This window comes from Streptomyces sp. TLI_105 (assembly GCF_900105415.1).
Classification (GTDB): domain Bacteria; phylum Actinomycetota; class Actinomycetes; order Streptomycetales; family Streptomycetaceae; genus Streptomyces.
This window is the reverse complement of the sequence record NZ_FNSM01000001.1, coordinates 2,233,932-2,251,444: the sequence shown is the minus strand read 5'-3', so window position 1 is coordinate 2,251,444 and position 17,513 is coordinate 2,233,932. Positions and strand designations below refer to the sequence as shown.

The following is a 17,513-nucleotide window of genomic DNA, read 5'->3' as shown; positions in this document are numbered from 1 at the left end:
GGCCCGTACAAGATCGTCCGTACGGCACGGGCGGCAGCTCCACGCTCACGAGGTACGGCGGTGCTGGGCGCGCCCGCGCCCCCGGAGCCGTACGGCGAGGAACGCGGCCAGGGCCACGAGGACCAGCACCAGCACGGCCTTGGACAGCACGCCCACGTACCCCTCGACCAGGTCCCAGCGCTCCCCGAGCCAGTAGCCGGCCATGACGAGGACGCTGTTCCAGACGAGACTGCCGAGCGTCGTGAGCGCGAGGAAGACGTGCATCGGCATCCGCTCGACCCCCGCCGGGACGGAGACGAGACTGCGGAAGATCGGCACCATGCGCCCCAGGAACACGGCCTTCGTGCCGTGCCGGGCGAACCACCGCTCGGTGCGCTCCAGATCGGAGACCTTCACCAGCGGCAGCCGGGCCCAGAGCGCGTGCATCCGTCGCTGCCCGAAGAGCGCGCCGATCCAGTAGAGGGCCACCGCCCCGACCACCGAACCCAGCGTCGTCCAGAACAGCGCCGAGGCCAGGCCGATCACGCCCTGCCCGGCGGCGAAGCCGGTCAGGGGCAGGATCACCTCGCTGGGCAGCGGCGGAAAGAGGTTCTCGAGCGCGATGGCCAGCCCGGCGCCGGGCCCGCCCATCGTGTCGACGAGCCCGGCGGCCCATCCGGCGAACCCGTCGGCGGGCTCCCCGGCCAGGGCCGGGGGAAGGGGCGGATGAAGGGCGAGCGCGGTGAAGGGCATGGCGGGTCTCCAGGGTGACGGGCGACTTCCCGGGGCCCTGGGGGTGTCTGACCGTTCCCCCTCGCCCCGGCACCGCTCACGCTAGGAATCCCGGATCCGCGCCGGTACGAGGCTTCCCGCCCGGCCACCCTGCGGAAAACCGCAGGGGGAGCGGGCCCCGTCCGTGCTCACGCCCCGCCGAAGAGCAGTCCGAGCGCCATGTTGCGGCAGTGGCGGATGTGCCGGAGCGAGCGGGCGGCCGCCGCGTCGGCGTCGCCCGCTGCGATCGCCCCGTACGGCGTGCGGTGCTCGGCCTGGAGGGAGCCCGGGCCTCGATCTGTCCGGGACGAGGATGCCCATGGCTGGATGGAGCCGCCGCTGGTCCACGGTCACGAGGTCGACCTGGTGGAGTTCTGCGGCGACTGGTACGTCGACGACCTGCCGCCGCTTCCCCTTCGAAGGCGGGCCCGCCCCGCGGACATGCAGTGGGGTGCCGCCCGCGGGTCACGCCCGGGAGGTCCCCGGGGCCGCGGTGGCCTGTAGGGCGGTGGCCCGGCGTATGTCGGCGTGGATCCGGCGGGCGAGCGGGCCGGGATCGTCCTGGAAGTAGAAGTGGTCACCGTCGAAGTGGTGCAGCCCGAGGAAGTGCCGGGTCAGTGTGCTCCACTTGGTGAGCGACTCGACGGGCACGACGGGATCGTCCGTTCCGGCGAAGGCGGAGATCGGTACCTCGAGCGGGACGGGGGCGGGCGGGCGCCACGACTCGGTGAGGTGCAGGTCTCCGTGGATGGTGGGCTTGAACCGGGCCCACAGATCGGGGTCGTCCAGGATGCCCTGCGGGGTGCCGCCCATGGCGGCGACCCGGCTCCGCAGGGTCTCGTCGGAAGGGCCGTCGGGGAGCGGGACCCGGACCGCGCCCGGCTCCTCGCCGTCGGCGGCGGGCAGGGGCGCGATGCGCGCCGACACGCCCAGCCAGACGGGCGGGGTGCGGCCCTCGTCGAGCAGGCGGCGGGTCAGCGCGTATCCCAGCGCGGCGCCCATGCTGTGGCCGAACAGCGCGAACCTACCGCTGAGTCCGGTGCCCAGCTCGGTGAGGAAGTGGTCCACGAGGGTGTCCATGCGCTCGAGCGGGACCCGCCCGTCCATCAACCGGCCCGGGGCGTCGGGGGTGTGGACCTCCCAGTCTCCCGGGAAGTGGGCGGCCAAGTCGCGGTACATGAGGTGCGAACCACCGGCGTGGTGGAACACGAACAGGCGCATGGGGACTCCATGGACGTGGGTGACGTGCGCGGCCGGACTCCGGCCTGCGGGGTGTGGGCGGTGCCCCGCGGACGCGCCCCGGGGGTGGGCGTGTCCGCGGGGCACCTGTGTGCCGCCGGGCGGCGGGCGATCGACTCGGTGGCCGCCCGACGGCACGGTCCGGGGGCATCCTCAGGTGCTGGGGGAGCGCCGTCCCACGAATCCGGCGACCACCAGCGCGCCCACCAGGAGCAGCACGCCCGCGATGCCCATCGCCAGGCCGTAGTGCTGCGGTCCGTCGCCCGAGCCGATGACCACGCCGAGGATGGCGACGCCGAGGACGGCACCGGTCTGCCGGGAGGCGTTGAGCGCTCCGCCGCCGATTCCGGCGTGGTGCTTGGGCACCGAGCCGATGACGGCGCTGATGAGCGACGGCATCGCGAAGGAGATGCCGAAGCCGAGCAGCAGAAGACCGGCCATGCTGCCGATCGTCGACGCGTCGGCGTGCATGAACGGCACCTGGAGCAGCGTGCCGGCACCCATCAGGACGAACCCGAGGGTGGCGGGGACCCGCGGCCCGATCCTCGCGACCAGCTTGCCCGCGTAGCTGCCGTTGAACGCGGTCGGCAGGGTCAGCGGCAGGAACAGCAGACCGGTCTTCATCGCACTGGCGTGGTCCATCGTCTGGAAGAACAGCGACAGGACGAACATGGCGCCCGACAGACCGAAGTTGACCAGCAGTCCGGCGAGCAGGCCCGCCGAGAAGGTGGACGAGCCGAACAGGCTCATCGGGAGCATGACGTCGGAGCGCCGCTTGCGCTCGACCACGACGAAGGCCACGCCCATGACCACCGAGGCGACCAGGGTCGACAGGACCACCGGGTCACCGAAGCCGCTCTCGCCACCGGCGATCAGTCCGTAGGTGAGCAGGCCGAGGCAGGCGATTCCGGTGAGCTGGCCCGGCAGGTCCAGGCCGCGCCCGGGCTTCGGGGCCGTGGCGGGCGCCTTCTTCGCGGTGATCGCGATGCTGAGCGCGGCCACCGGGACGTTGACGGCGAAGATCGCGCGCCAGCCGAGGGAGTCGGTGAGCACACCACCGATCAGCGGTCCGGCCGCCAGCGCGACGCCGGTGATGGCGGCCCAGACGCCCATCGCCCGGGCACGCTTGCCCGGATCCGGATAGGAGTTGACGAACAGGGCCATGGACGTGGGCAGCAGGCCGGCGCCGAACAGGCCCAGCAGTCCCCGGAGGATGATCAGGGACAGGGAGTTGGGTGCCGCGATCGAGATGGCGGAGACCACGGCGAAGGCGGCGGAGCTGTAGAGGAAGAGTTGCTTGGCTCCCAGCCTGTCCGACAGCGCGCCCGCGGTGAGCAGGAGCGCGGCGAACGTGAGGGTGTAGCCGTTCGAGATCCACTGGAGGGAGTCGACGGAGGCGTGGAACTCCTCCGCGATGGCCGGGAGCGCGACTACGACGACGGTGGTGTCGAGCAGCACCATGAAGTAGCCCAGGGAGATGCCCAGCAGGAGCCAGTCTCGCGATTTCCTGGTCTCGGCCGGGGCTGCGATGTCGTCAAGTGGTTGCTCGGGTAGCGTCGTCACTCGTACTCGGTTCCTTGTTCGGGGACGCGGGGGGATGGGGGCGCACTGGTCGGACAGTGGCGATGAAAAGGTGAGTGAGCGGCCCGCGACGGCGGTCGGATGGGGCCGTCCGTCTTCGTCCCGGGGTGTTGCGACGGGGCAGAGGGCCGACTGGGCCCTATCATCGACCGCTTACTAAACTATCATCCGGGCGGCCTAATGGGCAATGGTGGGGGTCCGGCGCCGACGGGCCGTCAGCCGGCCTGCCGCCGCGGGCGCGAGAACCGGTGCGTCAGCGGCTTCTCCACGAGGGCGTACAGGGCCCAGGAGGCCAGCAGCGTGACCACCGCCTCGCCGGCGATGATGGCGACGCCGGTCGCGGTCCCGTACATCTCGGTCCCCAGCAGCTTCCGGAACCAGGCGAGCACGATGAAGTGCAGCAGGTAGAAGGCGAAGGACACATTGCCGAGCCAGACCATCGCGCGGCTGCGGAAGAGGGTGAAGCGGCCGTCTCGGTCCGCCACGGCGGCGGCGGCGATGAGCGTGACCGCGGGGATGAGGCACGTCGCGCGCTGGGCGTACAGGTACGGCACGTGGTAGCTGGCGACGTATCCGGCGGCGAGCAGGACACCGGACCAGATCATGCCGATGTTGCGCCAGCGGTTCAGCATCACGGCCCGGGCGACGAGGATCCCGAGCGCGAAGTCCAGGACGCGGGGCAACGGCATGATGTAGGCGAACCAGTAGTGGACCGGCGAGGTGCCGTCCGTGCCGGGCATCACGTGCGGGCCGGCCGGCACGAGCTGGTAGGTGACCAGCGGCGTGACGAAGACCGCCGCCACCGTGCCGACGATCCAGTACTTCAGCCGGTCGGCGGAGATCCGCCTGATCCCGGCCAGCAGCAGCGGGAAGGCCAGGTAGAAGACGGCCTCCACGGCGAGCGACCAGCTCGGCGGATTCACCGGGAGGTGCTCGGAGAAGTACGGCGTCCACACCTGGAACATGAACAGGGCGCCGAGCGCGGGCAGGAGCGGCGTCGCGGCCGCGTACAGCGCCATCGCGAGGATCCAGGCGACGACGTAGTTGGGCAGGATCTTGACGTAACGCCTGCGCCAGAAGGACGGCGCGGTGTCGTCGTCGGAGGCCGACCACGTCAGCACGAATCCGCTGAGCACGAAGAAGAACGTCACACCGAGTGCGCCGCTCGGGCCCACGGCCCACGCGAAGCGGTGCTCCACCGTGTCGTCGGCGAGCAGGCGCACCAGGGGCATCGGCAGCGAGGCGTGGAAGACGAACACCATGAACGCCGCGGGGAAGCGCAGGCCGGTCAGTGAGGGAAGTCGGCTCGGGCGGTGCTGTCGTGGGCCGTCCGGCCGTGCGGATGCCTGTCTTTCCTGTGGCTCCGTCGTCGCCAGGCTTGTGCCGTCCGTGGGCATGTTCACTCGCTCCTTCTTGGGTCGGGCGGTCGGGGCAGCTGGAGTCGAACCAGCAACGTGCTGCCGGGAACCGGCAGGAGGTACACCGCCTACGTGCCCCGTGGTCCGCCAGCGGCCGGCGCGCATCCACGACGCGCCGCGCCACCGGGGGCGATGGTTGTCAGGCGGCCCGGAGCCGCACCCTCACCAGGAGGTCAGGGAGAAGCGCTCGGTCAGAGCGCGGGCCTCGACGGCGAAGTCCCTGATCTGCTCGGCCTTCTCGACCATCTGGTCGTCGCCGCTCTGCTTCGAGATCTCGATCAGCCAGTCGTAGGTCTCGCTGGGGTGCACGTCGTACTTGTAGTGCACCTTGGACAGCATGAACAGGACGTCCCGGAAGTTCTCCCGCTCGATCACCTGGCCCAGGCCGAGGATCCGCCGGTGGTGCTCCTCGGTGAACGGACGGCGCTCGGGCAGGGTGGGCGTGGCGCCGGGGGCGTAGACGGTCGGGTCGGCGAAGATCTCCTTCTCGTCGAAGTCCCCGTCGAAGGCGAAGTCGACGCACAGCGACTGCCGGCTGATCTCCGAGAAGTTGACCGCGGAGTGCACCGTCGCGGCGTCCAGGAACCAGATCTCGCCCGGGCGCATGTGGATGACGGTGTCCTCGTTGGAGTGGAAGGCGAGCGGGCTGTCCTCCAGCACCATGAAGGTGCGGAAGTAGCGGTCGGCCGCGCGGTCCAGCTCCACGAAGTCGCGGTGCGGGATGACGATGGCGTTCTTCAGGTTCCGGGTCCGCGCCATCTGCAGGTGCGCGCCGTCGAAGACCGTGGTCACGATCTCCTTGAGGTACGGGACGTGTTCCACGTGCGCCGTCGGCCGGGCGGCGGTGTCCTTGAGGTCGCGGTAGAGCCGGTCCTCGCTGTCCCCGGAGGCGTTCCACAGGGGGACGTGCTTCCAGAAACCGTTGCTGAATTCGTCGTACTCCTCCTCCACGGTCGGAACCGCGGCCAGGTATGCGAGATCCGGGGACAGCCGGGTCTGATCGAGTTCGATCTTGCCAAGGATGTGTGAGCGCATCCGACCCTCCAGGTCGCGAAACAGGTGCGGAAGACACGGAGGCATGGGCACGGCGCTGTGCCGAATGTGTGCCGTCCGGGGTGCGGCCTACCGTAACAACCAACCCAGTGATAGTCTAGGTTTCATGAATCAGGGTAGACAGATCGACGGCGTGACGGGTGCGAGCGTGATCGTCACGGGCGCCGCCGGAGGTATCGGACGGGCGGTCGCCGAGGCGTTCGCGTCCGCGGATGCCCGGGTCGTGCTCTGGGACGTCGACGAACGGGTCCATGCCGTCGCCACGGAGATCCAGGAACGTCGTGCGGCGAAGGCGTACGCGGTCTGCGCGGACATCACCGACCGCGCCGCCGTGCGCGAGGCGTTCGACCTCTCCGAATCCGCCGCCGGGGGCGTCTCCGTCGTGGTCCACGCCGCCGGCCGGCTGTCGACCGGGCCGGCGCTCGAAGCCGCCGAAGAGGCCTGGGAACGGTGTCTGTCGACGAACGCGACGGGCACCATGCTCGTCGCCTCGGAGGCCGCGCGGCGCATGGTCTCCCGTGGACACGGGGCGATCACCGTCATCAGCTCCAACGCGGCGTCGACCCCCCGGGTGGGCATGAGTGCCTACGCCGCGTCCAAGGCCGCCGCCTCCGCGTTCGTACGGTGCCTGGGACTCGAGGTCGCCGGCCGGGGCGTGCGGTGCAACCTCGTGTCGCCCGGTTCGACCGACACCGCGATGCTGCACCAGAGCTGGACCGGCACCGCGGACATGGACTCGACGATCGCCGGTGACCCCACCGCGTACCGGCTGGGGATCCCCCTGCGCCGTGTCGCCCAGCCGCAGGACATAGCCGACGCGGCGCTCTTCCTGTCTTCCACCGCCGCACGCCACATCACGCTGCACGACCTCCGCGTCGACGGCGGCGCCACTCTGGACATGTGACGACCGATCAACGGAAAGGACGCCCGATGGCGATTCCCCCCATTCCCGCGTACGACCTTCCCTCCCTCGGCGAGCTGACCGCCAACCGCGTTCCGTGGCAGCTGGACACGGAACGGTGCGCCCTGCTCGTCCACGACATGCAGAAGTACTTCATCGACGCCTACGACCGCCGGGCGGAGCCGATATCCACGGCGATCGGGAACATGGCCGCCATCCGGCGGGCGTGCCAGGAAGCCGGCGTCCCGGTGGTGTACACGGCTCAGCCCGGGAACCAGCACCCGTCGCGGCGCGGCCTGCTGTCGGACTTCTGGGGCAGTGGACTCAGCTCCGGCCGTGATGCGGAGATCATCGACGAACTGACCCCCGGCGACGAGGACATCTTCGTCACCAAGTGGCGCTACTCCGCGTTCCAGCGGACCGATCTGGCCCAACTGCTCAAGCACCACGGGCGGGACCAGCTGATCGTCGTCGGCGTGTACGCCCACATGGGGTGCATGCTCAGCGCCGCCGAGGCGTTCATGAACGACATCCAGCCGTTCATGGTCGCCGACGCCACGGCCGACTTCAGCCGGGACGAGCACCTCCTGGCCCTGGACTACACCGCCAAGAGGTGCGGTTCGGTGGTGACCACGGACCAGGTGATCGGATCGCTGTCCCTTCGCGCCGCGGCGTGACGCCGACGGCCGCGGCGCGACACCGGTGTACGGGCGCGCCGCGGCTTCGGCCGGCCCGCTGTCGCTCGTCCTCGTGGGCGTGGCGACAGCGGGCCGCGTCCTGCTATACGGAGGCGTACTCCGTAGCCCCGAGCGCGGTCAGCATCGGGGTGAACTTGGCGGAGGTCTCGGCGAGTTCGGCCTCCGGGTCGGACTGCGCGACGATGCCGCCGCCCGCGAAGACCCGGATGCTGCGCCGGTCGGCCGCGAGCTCTCCGCAGCGTATGGACACCATCCATTCGCCGTCGCCCTGCGCGTCGCACCAGCCCACCGCGCCGGCGTAGAAACCGCGGTCCCCTTCGATCTGCGCGATGGCGTCGCGGGCGTCCTCGGGCGGATGGCCGCAGACCGCCGCGGTCGGATGGAGGGCCAGGGCCAGGTCGAGAGCGGAGGTCCGCTCGCTCCTGAGGGTGCCGGTCACGGGCGTTCCCAGGTGCCACAGGGCCGGCGCCGCCACCAGTGACGGCGAGCTCGGGGCCCGGACGTCCTCGCAGAGTGCCTCCAGCGACCTGCGCAGTCCCTCGACCACGATGGCGTGTTCGCCGAGGTCCTTGACCGATCGGGTCAGGGACTGGGCGATGGCGGCGTCGTGATCGGGGTCCGCCGAGCGTGCGGCGGTGCCGGCCAGCGGGAAACAGGAGACCTCCCGTCCCACCCGGCGCACCAGGAGCTCCGGACTCGACCCGACCAGGGCGCGGCCGGTGTAGGGCGCCCCCGCCGGAGTCAGGTCCACGCAAAAGCCGTTGCCCGCGGCGTCGTTGGCCGCGAGTGTGTGCACCAGGGCCATGGGTGCGATGGGTCGATCGGCGCCGAGGACGAGCGAGCGCGCCAGTACCACCTTGGTCAGCGGATCGTCGGACGCGCGCAGACGGCGCACCGCAGAACCGACGGCCTGGACATGGTCGTCAGGAGAAGGGAGGCGGTCGAGGACGACGCACTCGGGAACGGAGTCGGAAGAGGCGGGGGCGAACCACGGCCCCGGGAGGCGGTGGAGCGCGGCGGGAACGGTGAGAGCGGCGGGAGACCTCAGGTCGAACGGAAGGGCACCGACGACGGCCGGGATGCGTCCTTCCCTCAGCCGCGTGGCGGCCTCGTACGCGTCATCGAACGCGTCGAGGGAGCCAGGTGCGTGGATCGACTGATGCCGCTTCGAGAGAACGAAGGGAGTGGCCTGCTGACGTGCCATACCTTCCCCCGTCGTCCCAGTCACTGGGATCGTCATAAAACTAGACTATCATGTGAGCGACCTGCTGCGGTATGGTGAAGTCGTCGACGGACGCCGCCGTCGGCAACCGAACCCACCCACCCCCGCGGAAGGGCAGGCATGTCGCACAGTGCGTGGACCAGCGGAGATTTCGTCCCCTGGCCGGCGGAAGAGGCCGCCTCGTACCGGAGTTCCGGTTACTGGGCGGGCCTGACCTTCGGCGAGCTGCTCGCGCGCCGGGCGGCCGAATCGGGCGAGCGGCGCGCGGTCCGCGACCGTCACCGGACCTTGACCTACCGTCAACTGGACGAGGCGGCCTCGTCGTTCGCGACCGGGCTGCGGGACCTGGGCATCCGGCCCGGCGACCGGGTACTGCTCCAGATACCCAACCGGGCCGAGTTCCTCGAGGCGCTGTACGCCTTGTTCCGGCTCGGCGCCGTACCCGTCATGTGCCTTCCCGCCCACCGGCACGCCGAACTGGCCGCGATCGCAGAAGCCAGCTCGGCGGTGGCCCTCATCGTCGCGCGGGACGGGGACGGCTTCTCCTACCTCGACCTGGCACAGCGGATACGGCAAGACGTGCCGTCACTGCGTCACGTGATAGCGGCCGGACCCGCGACGGCGCGTGCCGTCTCGACGGCCGGCGCGGACCTCGACGACCTCTACCCGCCCGCGGCGGAGCTCCCCGCGCCGTCCGCCGACGCGGTGGCCCTGCTCCAGCTCTCCGGGGGCAGCACCGGACTTCCCAAGCTCATCCCGCGCACCCACGACGACTACCTCTACAGCGTGCGGCGCAGCATCGAGGTGTGCGGCATCGACGAGTCGTCGGTCTACCTGGCGGTGCTGCCGGCCTCCCACAACTTCACCCTCAGCTCCGCCGGCATCCTCGGCGCGCTGGTGGCGGGCGGCACGGTGGCACTGACGGAGGACCCGAGCCCGTCCTCGGCCTTCGCGTTCATCAAGGAGACCGGCACCACCATCACCGCACTCGTACCGCCGCTCGCCCGGGTGTGGGTCAACACGGCCGAGCAGTCGGCCGCTCCGGAACTCGACACGCTTCAGGTCGTCCAGATCGGCGGCGCGCGCTGCCCGGCCGAACTGGCCGCACGGATCAGGCCCGCTCTCGGCGCCTCCGTGCAACAGGTGTTCGGGATGGCCGAGGGCCTGGTCTGCTACACCCGCCTGGACGACCCCGAGGACATCGCGGTCGCCACCCAGGGCCGGCCGATGTCCGACGGGGACCAGCTGCTCGTGGTCGACGACCACGACAGGCCGGTCGAAGCCGGCGCATCCGGCCATCTGCTGACCCGAGGCCCCTACACGATCCGCGGCTACTTCCGTAATCCCGCCGCCAACCGCCGCTCCTTCACCGACGACGGCTGGTACCGGACCGGCGACATCGTCAGCATCCGACCCGACGGGAACCTCGTCGTCGTCGGGCGCTCGGGCGACTTCATCAACCGCAGCGGCGAGAAGCTCTCACCGGAGGAGCTGGAACAGCACCTGCTGAAGCATCCGCTGGTCGACGATGTGATCGCGGTCGGCATGGCCGACGACATGCTCGGCGAACGCACCTGCGTCTTCGTCGTCCCGAGCGCCGCGGACACCGCTCCGTCCCTGACGGACCTGCGCACCTTCGCGCGGCAGAACGGTCTGGCCGACTGGAAGCTGCCCGACGAGGTCAGGGTCGTCCAGGAATTTCCCAAGACGAAGGTCGGGAAGGCGAGCCGGGCCGACCTCCGCGCCATCCTGCGCGGCTGAACCCAGCCTCCCCGCCACATCACCACCATGACCAGAGAGGAACCCCCCGCATGCCCACGATAAGCCGCGAGCAGATGAGGGCCGACATCGCCGAGGCGACCGGCCTCGACCCCGAGCAGATCGCCGACGACACCAATCTGCGTGACGCGGGGCTCGACTCCATCCGGCTGATGACCCTCGTCGAGAAGTGGAGGGCCGCCGGGGTCCAGGGCGCGGACTTCGTGGCCCTGGCCTCGTCGCCGACGCTCGGCGCATGGCTCGCCGAGTTCTCCGTGGACGTGGCCGCCGACGCCCAGACCGCCCGCTGAACCGAACCAGGATAGGAACCGAGCACATGGAAAACCGCAACGAGCAGGTCGATGTCGTCGTCGTCGGTGGAGGGCCGGGCGGATCGACCGTCGCGACGCTGCTGGCGCGCCGGGGCCACTCGGTCGTCCTCCTGGAGAAGGAGAAGTTCCCCCGGTACCAGATCGGCGAGTCCCTGCTTCCCGCCACGGTGCACGGTGTCTGCAAGCTGCTCGGCGTGACCGAGGAGATGGAGGCGGCCGGCTTCATGTACAAGCGCGGCGGCAGCTTCCGCTGGGGGACCAACCCGGTCCCGTGGAACTTCCTCTTCTCCATCTCCCCCGAGTTCTCCGGCCCCACCTCCAACGCCTATCAGGTGGAGCGGGCCCGCTTCGACGAGATCCTGCTGCGCAACGCGGCCCGCAACGGCGTGGACGTCCGCGAGGAGTGCGACGTCACCGGCGCCCTCCAGGCCGACGGCCGGGTCACCGGCGTGTCCTACCGCGACGCGGACGGCGGCGAGCACCAGATCTCGGCGGCCTACGTGGTGGACGCCTCCGGCAACCGGAGCAGCCTGTGGCGTGCGACCGGCGGTGAGCGCAAGTACTCCGAGCACTTCCAGAACGTCGCCGTCTTCGGCTACTTCAACGGCGGCGGCCGGCTGCCCGAGCCCAACAGCGGCAACATCCTCTGCGAGGCGTTCGACGAGGGCTGGCTGTGGTACATCCCGCTCACCGACGACCTGACCAGCGTCGGCGCCGTCATCAGCCGTGAGAACGCGTCCCAGATCCAGGGCGACAAGGAAGCCGCGCTGATGAAGTTCATCGGCCGCAGCTCCTACGTCAAGGACATGATGAACGACGCCAAGCGGGTCGACGACGACAGCATGTACGGGGAGGTCCGCATCCGTAAGGACTACTCCTACGCCAACACCCGCTTCCACGCCCCCGGCATCGTGCTCATCGGCGACGCGGCCTGCTTCATCGACCCGGTGTTCTCCACGGGCGTCCACCTGGCGACGTACGCCGGCGTGCTCGCGGCGCGCTCCCTGAACAGCGTGCTCGACAAGAGCGTCTCCGAGGAGCGGGCGTTCGCCGAGTTCGAGGGCCGCTACCGGCGCGAGTACTCGGTCTTCTACGAGTTCCTCTCGTCCTTCTACCACATGGACCAGGCCGAGGACTCCTACTTCTGGCAGGCCCGGAAGGTCACCAACCTGTCCGAGTCGTCCTTCGAGTCGTTCGTCTCGCTGGTGGCCGGCGGGTACTCCCAGGAGCGCGTCCTGACCGAGGGCGCGCAGGTGGCCGAGCGGTTCGCGCGCTCGGCCGAGGACCTCGCCCTGGCCGCGGAGCGGACCGGCGGCATGGACACGGACTCCGGTCAGCGCATGAAGCACCTCTTCTCGGCCCCCGTGGTGCGGGACGTCATGGAGGAGATGAACGCCCTGCAGGCCAACAGCGGCGAGGCCACCGAAGTGATCGAACCGCCGCTGCTCGAGGGCGGTCTCGTGCCGACCGGCGACGGCCTCGGGTGGGCGGAGCCGGTCCCGGTGGCCGGCTGACCCGCCCGGTGACGCGAGGCGCCGGCGGTCGGCCGAAGAGGCCGACCGCCGCGCCGGCCGCGGCCGAACACCGCGCGGTCCGCCCGCTCGTGATGCCCGACCCGTTTCATTGGGGGAACCGACCATGAACAACCCGTTCGACGACCCTGAAGGCACGTTCCACGTCCTCGTCAACGAGGAGAAGCAGTACTCCCTGTGGCCCGCGTTCGTGCCGGCCCCGGCGGGCTGGACCGCCGTGCTGGCGGATGCCACGCGGCAGGAGGCCCTGGCGCACATCGAGGAGAACTGGACCGACATGCGGCCGAAGAGCCTCGTCGAGGCGTCCCGGACCGCATGACCCGGGCGGCCCCGGAAGGGTCGTGAGCGGCATGTCCCGCGCGACGGACAGGACGGCTCCTGTCCGTCCACCGAGGCGTGCCGCCCGGGCGGTGGACAGCGGTCCGCCGCCCGGGGAACGACCGGGCGCCCGTGCGAGGCACACCGGCCGCCGACCGCACACGACGGCATCCCGAACCCGAAAGGACGGTACCCATGGGCGTCGCCGACGGCGTCACCTTCACCGCACGGCTGGCGGCGACCCTGCTGGCCATCCTCCTGCTCGCCATGCTCGGGCGAGCGGCGGCACGGCTGCTGCGTCAGCCGGAGGTCGTCGGCGAGATCATGGCCGGCCTGTTCGCCGGACCGCTCGTCGTGGGCCTCTTCGGCGGCGACGCGCTCCACAGCCTGCTGCCCGCCAACATGCTCGACACGCTCAAGCTCGTCTCCGAAGGCGGCCTCGCGCTGTTCCTGGTCGGGACCACCCACAAGCTCCGCCTGGGCGTGCAGCGGACGGTGCGCCAGGCCGCCGGCCCGGTCGCCCTGGGCGCGTTCGCCCTTCCCCTGGCGACCGGGGCGCTGCTCGCCGGATGGCTGGCGTGGAAGGGGGATCAGGCGGTGCGCGGGCACGCCCCCACCTCGGCGTTCGTGCTCATGGTCGCCGTGTCGATGTCCATCACCGCCGTACCGGTGCTCGCCAGGATCCTCGAAGAGCGGGGCATGCTGGGATCGGTCACCGGACGGGTGGCCATGTTCGCCGCCATCCTCATCGACATCGCCGGCTGGATCCTGCTCTCCGTCGCGGTGGGGCTGGCCTCCGGCAGCCCGGCGGGCTTCCTGCGCTCGATGGAGATCTTCGCCGCCGGGGCGCTGCTCGCCCTGGGAGCACGGCGCGCACTGGGTTCCCGGCTGGGCACCGTCATGGTCACCCGGGCCCGCAGGCGCACCGCCCTGGCGATCGGCGCTCTGGCGATCGCGTCGGCCCTCGCCTCCGAACGGCTGGGTCTGACGGCGGTCTTCGGCGCCGTGCTCCTGGGGCTCGCCGTTCCGGCCACCGACTCCGCGCCCTGGGAGTCGGCCGTGGCCTCGGTGACGCGCGTGGGGCGCGGCCTCGTCCCCGTGTTCTTCGTGGTCACCGGCGTCACGGTGCTGACGGCCGGGTTCGGCGACACCCCGTGGGGACTCGTCGCCGTCATCGTGGTCCTGGGCGCGGTCAGCAAGATCGGCGGTACCTACCTCGGCGCGCGGCTGGGCCGGCAGGAACGCCGGGAGTCCTTGACGGCGGGGGTGCTCATGAACACCCGCGGGCTCACCGAGCTGGTCGTCCTGAAGGTCGGATACAGCGCGGGAATCCTCTCCCCGCCCCTCTTCCTCGCCATGGTCCTCATGGCACTCGTCACCACGGCCATGACCGGCCCCTGCCTGCTGCTGCTCCGCGGGCGCGACGCCCAGGCCGAGCGGGTCCCCGTCGGGGCCGCGACCTGAGTCAGGCGCACCTGACAGCAGGAATTCGTACTACTTTCGAAACGGGAGGACGCCGATGACCGGCGGCAAGATCGAGTCGCTCGCACTTCTGGGCGCGCAGCAGGGCATCCTGTACGCGCAGCAACTGGTGCCGGACAGTCCCATCTTCAACATCGGTCAGGCCGTGTGGTTCGGCCGGCGCGTCGACCCCGCACTGCTGGGCGAGGCCGTCCGGACGGCCGTCGCGGAATCGGACGTCCTGTGCAACCCCCTGCCCCGGCAGGGCGCCGGCACGCACGCCGCCCCCGCCGACCGTCTCACCACCGAGGTGCACGACCTCAGTGACAGTCCCGAGCCGAAGACGGCCGCGCTGGACGCCATGCGGGCCGACCTCGCCGTGCCGCGCGAGCTGACCGGGGACGACCTCGTCCACAGCGCCTTCTACCACCTCGGCGAGAACGAGGGCGTCTGGTACCTCCGGTCGCATCACATCCTCCTCGACGCCTACGGGCTGATGCTCGTCTCCCGCCGGGTCTCGGAGCTCTACACCGCCCTCGCGGAGGGCCGCCCGGCCCGCCCCCGCTGGTTCGGACGGACCGCGGACCTGCTGGACGAGGAGATCCAGGCCGAGGCGGAACCCTCCCACGAGGAGGACCGCGCGTTCTGGGCCCGGAAGGTCGACGGCCGCTCCGCCCAGAGGGTGCCCGGCGTCCTCGCGGCCTCGGGCTTCGACGACTACGCCAAGCCGCCCCACCGCGTCACGGTGGAACTCGGCGACGAGGCCCAGGTCCGCCTGCGCGAGGTGGCCGCCGCTCACAAGGTCACCTGGGGCGACGTCGTCATCGCCGGCTGGGGAACCTACCTCTCCAAGATCATGGGTACCGAGCACATAGCGCCGGGCCTCCCCATGATGTGCCGCTCCACCCCCACGGCGTTCAGCACGCCCGCGGTCACCGTCAACATCCTTCCGCTGCACGTCGACGTCGATCCGCGCGCGACCGTGGCCGAGACCATCCGGCAGTTCGCCGACGAGGTCGGCCAGGTCCGCGCCCACCAGCGCTACCGCCGGGAGAGCATCGCCCGCGAAGCGGGCCTCGTCGGTTCCGACGGCCGGCTCTCGGGATCCCAGATCAACATCAAGGCCTTCGACTACCACCTGGACTTCGGCGGGATCACCGGCGTCCAGCAGGGACTCTCCACCGGGCCGGTCGACGACCTGTCGCTGTCCGCGTACCTCGACTCCAGCCACGGCCTGCGCTTCGACCTCGACGCCAACGCCTCCCTCTTCGACGTCGCCTCCGTGCAGCGCCATCTGCACCGCTTCGTCGCCTACTTCGACAAGATCCTCGGCGCCGCCGACGACCAGCGGATCGGAGCCCTCGCCGTCGCCGACGAGGCGGACCTCCGCCAGGTCGTCACCGACTGGAACCTCGGCCCGCGCCCGGACGACGAGCACACCCTGCTGTCCCTCCTCGACGCCCAGTTCCGCAGCGCCGGCGCCGATCCCGCCGTCGTCTTCCGCGGTGAGAGCCACAGCTTCGCGGAGCTGGACGCGTCCGCGAACCGCCTGTGCCGGCACCTGCTCGCGGCCGGCATCGGCACGGGCGACCGCGTCGCCGTCGCCCTGCCCCGCTCGTACGACCTCGTGGTCGCCCTCATCGCGGTCCTGCGCTGCGGCGCGGCCTACGTCCCCGTCGACACCGCCTACCCGGACGACCGCATCGAGTACATGCTCCAGGACACCAAGGCGCCGGTCGTGATCACCTCGGCCGAGTTCCAGAAGAAGCTGGAACCCATCCTGACGTCCATGCCCGGGACCTCCCTGCTGACCGTCGACGACCTGCCGATCGCCACCGAGATCGCCGCCCGGTCGGCCGCCCCGGTCACCGAAGCGGACCGCGGCGGTCGCCTCCACCCGCAGGCACCGGCCTACGTGATCTACACCTCCGGCACGACGGGACGGCCCAAGGGGGTCGTCCTGTCCCACCGCTCGATCGTGAACCGGATCCGCTGGGGCCAGTCCCAGCTGTTCGCCCTGTCCTCCCGTGACCGGGTGCTGCAGAAGGCCCCGATCAGCTTCGACGTGTCGGTCACCGAGATCTTCTGGACGCTCACCTCGGGCTCCGTCGTCGTGCTGGCCGAGCCGGGACGGCACGGAGACCCGGTCCACCTCGCGCAGTTGATGCGCGACGAGTCCATCACCCTGGCGAACTTCGTGCCGTCGATGCTCCAGGCGTTCCTCGAGTCGGAGCCGGACCCCGCGCAGCTCGCGCTGCGGCACGTCGTCTGCTCGGGAGAGGCCCTGCCCAGGAGCCTGGCGCTGGAACTCGGCGAGCGGCTCGGCATCACCGCGTGGAACACCTACGGCCCCACCGAGACCGGAGAGCTCACCTTCCACCGGGTCGACCTGCGCTCCGACTCAGCCGTCCACGGCGGCATCGAACCCCTCGGCCGGCCGGCCGCCGAGTGCGACGGCTACATCCTCGACCGGTTCCTCCAGCCCGTCCCGGCCGGTGTCCCCGGAGAGCTGTACCTGGCCGGCGCGCAGCTGGCCAACGGCTACCACAACCAGCCGGCCCTGACCGCCTCCCGGTTCGTCGCCAACCCGTACGGAGAGCCGGGGGAGCGCCTCTACCGCACCGGTGACCTCGCGATGTGGTCCGACTACGGCACCATCGTCTATCTCGGCCGCAACGACGACCAGATCAAGATCCGCGGCTTCCGCGTGGAACTCGCCGAGATCGCGGCGGTCGTCGCGAAGGCCCCCGGCGTCGGCCCCTGCGTGGTCGTCCCGAGGACCGCGCCGAGCGGCGCACTCGTCCTCGTGGCCTACGTGGTGCCGGACGCCGGCGCGGACCTCGACGGCCTCGCGGAGAAGGTCGTCCGGACGACCCGGGAGAACCTGCCCGACCACATGGTCCCCTCGTTCGTGGTCACCCTCGACCGCATCCCGATGACCCCGAACGGCAAGCTCGACCGGCGCGCCCTGCCCGAGCCCGACTACGAGGCCGTCGAGACCAGCCGCCCGCCGGCCGGCGACCTGGAGACCGGGATCGCCCGCATCTTCGAGGACGTCCTCGGCCTGTCGCGCGTCGGCGCCGACGACGACTTCTTCCAGCTCGGGGGGCACTCGCTGCTGGCGACCAGGATCGTCCTGCGCGTGAACCAGGAGTTCGGTACGGACATCTCGCTCCGGACCCTCTTCGACAACCCGACCGTCGCCTCTCTCGCCGGCCGGCTGGACCTGCCCCGCACGGCCGCATGACCC

At 70.9% G+C, this 17,513-nt stretch carries 14 protein-coding genes; 8 read left to right on the top strand and 6 right to left on the bottom strand.

What is annotated here, in order from left to right; genetic code table 11:
- Window positions 1–45: 45 nt before the first annotated feature.
- The 5 genes from BLW86_RS10155 to BLW86_RS10130 form a co-directional block, all read right to left on the bottom strand.
- Complete coding sequence (locus BLW86_RS10155; RefSeq protein WP_093873734.1) at window positions 46–732, bottom strand: DedA family protein; 687 nt, start codon at window positions 730–732, stop codon at window positions 46–48.
- A 483-nt stretch (window positions 733–1,215) separates the two neighbouring features.
- Window positions 1,216–1,971 (bottom strand): thioesterase II family protein, encoded by a 756-nt coding sequence (locus BLW86_RS10145; protein ID WP_093873732.1) that lies wholly within the window; start codon window positions 1,969–1,971, stop codon window positions 1,216–1,218.
- A gap of 171 nt (window positions 1,972–2,142) precedes the next feature.
- Window positions 2,143–3,552 (bottom strand): MFS transporter, encoded by a 1,410-nt coding sequence (locus BLW86_RS10140; RefSeq protein ID WP_256341276.1) that lies wholly within the window; start codon window positions 3,550–3,552, stop codon window positions 2,143–2,145.
- A gap of 233 nt (window positions 3,553–3,785) precedes the next feature.
- Window positions 3,786–4,967 (bottom strand): acyltransferase family protein, encoded by a 1,182-nt coding sequence (locus BLW86_RS10135; RefSeq protein WP_093878598.1) that lies wholly within the window; start codon window positions 4,965–4,967, stop codon window positions 3,786–3,788.
- Between the two features lie 183 nt (window positions 4,968–5,150).
- Complete coding sequence (locus tag BLW86_RS10130) at window positions 5,151–6,023, bottom strand: aspartyl/asparaginyl beta-hydroxylase domain-containing protein (protein WP_093873731.1); 873 nt, start codon at window positions 6,021–6,023, stop codon at window positions 5,151–5,153.
- A 124-nt stretch (window positions 6,024–6,147) separates the two neighbouring features.
- On the opposite strand from BLW86_RS10130, the gene BLW86_RS10125 reads away from it, so the two are divergent.
- A complete protein-coding gene (locus BLW86_RS10125; RefSeq protein ID WP_093873730.1) occupies window positions 6,148–6,945 on the top strand; it encodes an SDR family oxidoreductase in 798 nt (265 codons plus the stop codon).
- Window positions 6,946–6,971: 26 nt separating this feature from the next.
- A complete protein-coding gene (locus BLW86_RS10120; RefSeq protein ID WP_093873729.1) occupies window positions 6,972–7,619 on the top strand; it encodes an isochorismatase family protein in 648 nt (215 codons plus the stop codon).
- A 103-nt stretch (window positions 7,620–7,722) separates the two neighbouring features.
- Here the strand turns inward: BLW86_RS10120 and BLW86_RS10115 are convergent, their stop codons facing one another.
- Window positions 7,723–8,844, bottom strand: coding sequence for an isochorismate synthase (locus tag BLW86_RS10115; RefSeq protein ID WP_093873728.1), 1,122 nt, complete (start codon window positions 8,842–8,844; stop codon window positions 7,723–7,725).
- A gap of 138 nt (window positions 8,845–8,982) precedes the next feature.
- Between BLW86_RS10115 and BLW86_RS10110 the strand changes: the two genes are divergently transcribed.
- From BLW86_RS10110 to BLW86_RS10085, 6 genes are all read left to right on the top strand, one after another.
- A complete protein-coding gene (locus BLW86_RS10110; protein ID WP_093873727.1) occupies window positions 8,983–10,623 on the top strand; it encodes a (2,3-dihydroxybenzoyl)adenylate synthase in 1,641 nt (546 codons plus the stop codon).
- A gap of 50 nt (window positions 10,624–10,673) precedes the next feature.
- Window positions 10,674–10,931 (top strand): phosphopantetheine-binding protein, encoded by a 258-nt coding sequence (locus tag BLW86_RS10105; RefSeq protein WP_218138014.1) that lies wholly within the window; start codon window positions 10,674–10,676, stop codon window positions 10,929–10,931.
- 26 nt (window positions 10,932–10,957) lie between these two features.
- Entirely contained in the window at window positions 10,958–12,466 is a 1,509-nt protein-coding gene (locus BLW86_RS10100) for an FAD-dependent oxidoreductase (RefSeq protein WP_093873725.1), read from the top strand.
- A gap of 124 nt (window positions 12,467–12,590) precedes the next feature.
- Window positions 12,591–12,803 carry an MbtH family protein gene (locus BLW86_RS10095; RefSeq protein ID WP_093873724.1) on the top strand — a complete coding sequence of 71 codons (213 nt, stop codon included), beginning with the start codon at window positions 12,591–12,593 and terminating at the stop codon, window positions 12,801–12,803.
- Between the two features lie 194 nt (window positions 12,804–12,997).
- Entirely contained in the window at window positions 12,998–14,266 is a 1,269-nt protein-coding gene (locus tag BLW86_RS10090) for a cation:proton antiporter (RefSeq protein ID WP_093873723.1), read from the top strand.
- A gap of 55 nt (window positions 14,267–14,321) precedes the next feature.
- Window positions 14,322–17,510 carry a non-ribosomal peptide synthetase gene (locus BLW86_RS10085; protein ID WP_093873722.1) on the top strand — a complete coding sequence of 1,063 codons (3,189 nt, stop codon included), beginning with the start codon at window positions 14,322–14,324 and terminating at the stop codon, window positions 17,508–17,510.
- Window positions 17,511–17,513: the final 3 nt, after the last annotated feature.